The organism is Actinotalea sp. (genome assembly GCF_035443605.1).
Lineage (GTDB): Bacteria > Actinomycetota > Actinomycetes > Actinomycetales > Cellulomonadaceae > Actinotalea.
On record NZ_DAORSQ010000181.1, the window covers coordinates 1 to 3,158 of the forward strand.

Genomic DNA, 3,158 nt, shown 5'->3' on the forward strand with positions numbered 1-3,158 from the left:
CCGGGCGTCAGCCAGCCCTTTGCCAGCTTCAGGTGCAGCGTCGACATCTGGACCCCGTCGGCCAGGCTTGGTGGGTCGCCGCCATCCAGCACGGTGCGCGGGTCGAGCAGGTCATCGGCAGCGTCGTGGCAAGCGAGGAGTACTACAGCCGGGCGACAACGAGTTGAGCCGCCCCGTTACCTCCAGCTGGCCGATGACTCGATCCCGGGCGAGGAGGTCTGGACCCACCTGGTCGTTCAACTGCATGACTCGAATCGATCCTCGCCTTGACGCCCTCTTGCGCCTGCTGCTGCGTTGACGCCTCCATCCGCACATGCCGCGTTGCGGGGAATCGAAGGCCAGACTCGCAGCATGGACGAGCCGTTGACCGTCGAAGTGTTCCCGATCGAGACGGGCAGGTGGATCGCCGTGGTCGAGGCATCGGCGGGGCCGTTCTCCACCGAGGCCACGGCGCCTGGTGAGGTGCATGCGGAGGTTCGCCGCTGCATCCGCGAGGTTCTTGGTGAGGACCTGCCGTTCATGCTCGCCGACGACCTCGGCCGACCATGGTCAGTCGAAGGCTCGGCCCAGCAGTTCGCACGACTGGTGTCCTCGCCCGGGCGCTGACCGCGCCCGTGACGCTTCACGAGGCACGCTCATGACCACTGTCGGGACGCGCGAACCCGTGTCCCGTGGGACCGCGACCCGGAGGGCGATGGATGGGCCGCGTTCTAGGGTGGACCGATGGCGGCGGTCAGGCAGGTTCAGGTCACGTTCGACTGCGCGGTCCCCGAGCGCGTCGGTCGCTTCTGGTGCGAGGTGCTGGGGTACGTCGTGCCGCCGCCACCGGAGGGGTTCGCCACGTGGGACGACCTCGAAGGCACGCTGCCGGCGGAGCGTCGTGGGTCAGCGTTCGCATGCGTCGATCCCTCAGGCGTGGGCCCGCGGCTGTACTTCCAGCGCGTTCCGGAGGGCAAGGTCGTCAAGCACCGGGTGCATCTCGACGTGCGGGTCGGCGCCGGACTCGTGGGTGAGGAGCGCGTGGCCGCACTGGAGGCCGAGTGCGCCCGGCTGGTCTCCCTCGGCGCGGCACGCGTGCGACTGCTCCCCGCCGACGACGACAACGAGTCGTGCCTCGTGATGCAGGACATCGAGGGCAACGAGTTCTGTCTCGACTGAGCAGCCGCTCTCCGCGCGCATGGCCGAGGAGCGAGCGCCTTCGTCGCGGAGGGGAGGGTGATCCTGGCAAGCCGTCGCGGGGCTGGACCGATACAGGTCGTGGCGGTCCGGCTGACCGCTGAGGAGCTCCAGCATCAGCTCGCTGGCACGGTTCTCCTGGGTCGAGGCGAGCGGCCGGGGCGTCGACCCGACCTCCCCCCGCGCCGGCCGGGATGGGATGCTGCCCTGGTGCGGGTCCTGGTGGTCGACGACGAGCGGTCGCTCGTGCGCGCCCTGCGCCGCGGGCTGACGGCCGAGGGCTTCGCGGTGGACGTGGCGCACGACGGCGACACGGCCGTCGAGCTCGCGACGGACCGGGAGTACGACGCCATCGTCCTCGACGTCATGCTGCCGCGGCGCAACGGCTACGACGTCGTCACGGCGCTGCGCGCGGCGCAGGTGTGGACGCCAGTGCTCATGCTCAGCGCCAAGGACGGCGAGCACGACGTCGCCGACGGCCTCGACGTCGGTGCGGACGACTACCTCACCAAACCCTTCAGCTTCGTGGTGCTCGTCGCGCGGCTGCGCGCGCTGGTCCGTCGCCCGGGGCGCGAGCGTCCGGCGCTGCTGCGCTCCGGCGACGTGGGTCTCGACCCCGCCACGCGGGAGGTCACCCTGGCGGGGAACCCGGTGGCGCTCACCGCGCGCGAGACGGCCCTGCTGGAGTACCTCCTGCGGCACGCCGACCGCGTGGTCGGCAAGGTCGAGCTGCGCGACCACGTCTGGGACGGCGACGGCGAGGACCTCAACGTCGTCGAGGTGTACGTCGGGTACCTGCGGCGCAAGCTGGGCCGGGCCGCCGTGACGACGGTGCGCGGCGCGGGCTACCGGATGGCGGGATGAGCGCGTCCGGCGAGCGGCGGCGGTGGGCGCTGCGGCTGCGGCTGACGCTCCTCACCTCCGGACTGCTGGCGCTCGCGCTCGTCGTCGGTGCCGTCGCGCTGACGTCCGTGCTCTCGCGCAGCCGGGTCGGGGCGCTCGACGCGCTGCTGCGCGAGCGGGTCGAGACCGTCGCGGCGCTCGTCGCGACCGACCAGGTCCCGCCCGCCCTGCCGGTCGCCGAGCCGGGCGAGGTGGTGCAGCTGCTCGACGAGGACGGCCTGGTGCTGGCCACGTCGCCCAACGCCAGCCGCACGCTGCCCGTGCTCCCGCTCGCGGAGCTCACGGCCCTGCGCGACGCACCCGGGGCGGGCCCCACGCTCCGGACCAGCGAGGCCGCGACGTACGGCAGCCCGGCCCGCGTGGCCGTGCTCGGGGCCAGCCACGGCGGGCGGCCCGTGAGCGTCGTGGCCTCCCTGCCGCTCGGCGAGGTCCAGGGGCTGCTCGGGGCGCTCCGGGTGGCGCTGGTCGTCGTGGTGCCGCTCCTCACCGCGCTGCTGGCGCTGGCGATCTGGGTGGCGCTGGGCCGCGCGCTGCACCCCGTGGACCAGCTGCGGCGGGCCGCGGCCCAGGTCGCGGGCACGGGGGGCGGCGGGACGCTGCCCGTGCCGCGCGCCGACGACGAGCTGCGCGCCCTCGCGCTGACCCTCAACGAGATGCTCGACCGGCTCGAGGTGGGCGCCGCGCGCCAGCGGGCCTTCGTCGCCGACGCCGCCCACGAGCTGCGCTCCCCGCTCGCCGCCCTGCGCACGTCCGTCGAGGTCGCCGCTGCCCACCCCGAGGCGTACCGGGACCCCGACGCCGCGGCGGAGCTCGCCGCGGACCTCGCCGCGGAGGTGCTGCGCATGCAGGGGCTGGTCGACGACCTGCTGCTCCTCGCCCGGATGGGCGCAGCCCCCGTGCGGCGCGCGGAGGTCGACCTGCTCGCCGTCGTCGACCGGGCGGTCGCCGACTCGCGCGCCCACGCCGCGGACGCCCGGCCGGTGACGGTCGCGGTGAGCGGGCACGGGCATGCCGACGGCGACGCGGCGGCGCTCGCCCGGGTGGTGCGCAACCTCGTCGACAACGCCGTCCGGCACGCG

4 protein-coding genes are annotated in these 3,158 nt (G+C 74.1%); all 4 read left to right on the forward strand.

Features of this window, described 5'->3' with window-relative positions; all coding sequences use genetic code 11:
- The first annotated feature begins 351 nt into the window (after positions 1–351).
- A complete protein-coding gene (locus PKY62_RS12870) occupies positions 352–606 on the forward strand; it encodes a hypothetical protein (RefSeq protein ID WP_324537580.1) in 255 nt (84 codons plus the stop codon).
- A 117-nt stretch (positions 607–723) separates the two neighbouring features.
- Positions 724–1,158 (forward strand): VOC family protein, encoded by a 435-nt coding sequence (locus PKY62_RS12875; RefSeq protein WP_324537582.1) that lies wholly within the window; start codon positions 724–726, stop codon positions 1,156–1,158.
- A 228-nt stretch (positions 1,159–1,386) separates the two neighbouring features.
- Positions 1,387–2,040 carry a response regulator transcription factor gene (locus PKY62_RS12880; RefSeq protein WP_324537584.1) on the forward strand — a complete coding sequence of 218 codons (654 nt, stop codon included), beginning with the start codon at positions 1,387–1,389 and terminating at the stop codon, positions 2,038–2,040.
- The coding region (locus tag PKY62_RS12885) for a histidine kinase dimerization/phospho-acceptor domain-containing protein (RefSeq protein ID WP_324537586.1) at positions 2,037–3,158 on the forward strand (1,122 nt) is incomplete at its 3' end. The genes PKY62_RS12880 and PKY62_RS12885, both read left to right, overlap by 4 nt.

Coding starts and splice junctions, on each gene's coding strand:
- PKY62_RS12875 (WP_324537582.1), top strand. CDS start 724: ATGGCGGCGGTCAGGCAGGTTCAGGTCACGTTCGACTGCGCGGTCCCC.
- PKY62_RS12870 (WP_324537580.1), top strand. CDS start 352: ATGGACGAGCCGTTGACCGTCGAAGTGTTCCCGATCGAGACGGGCAGG.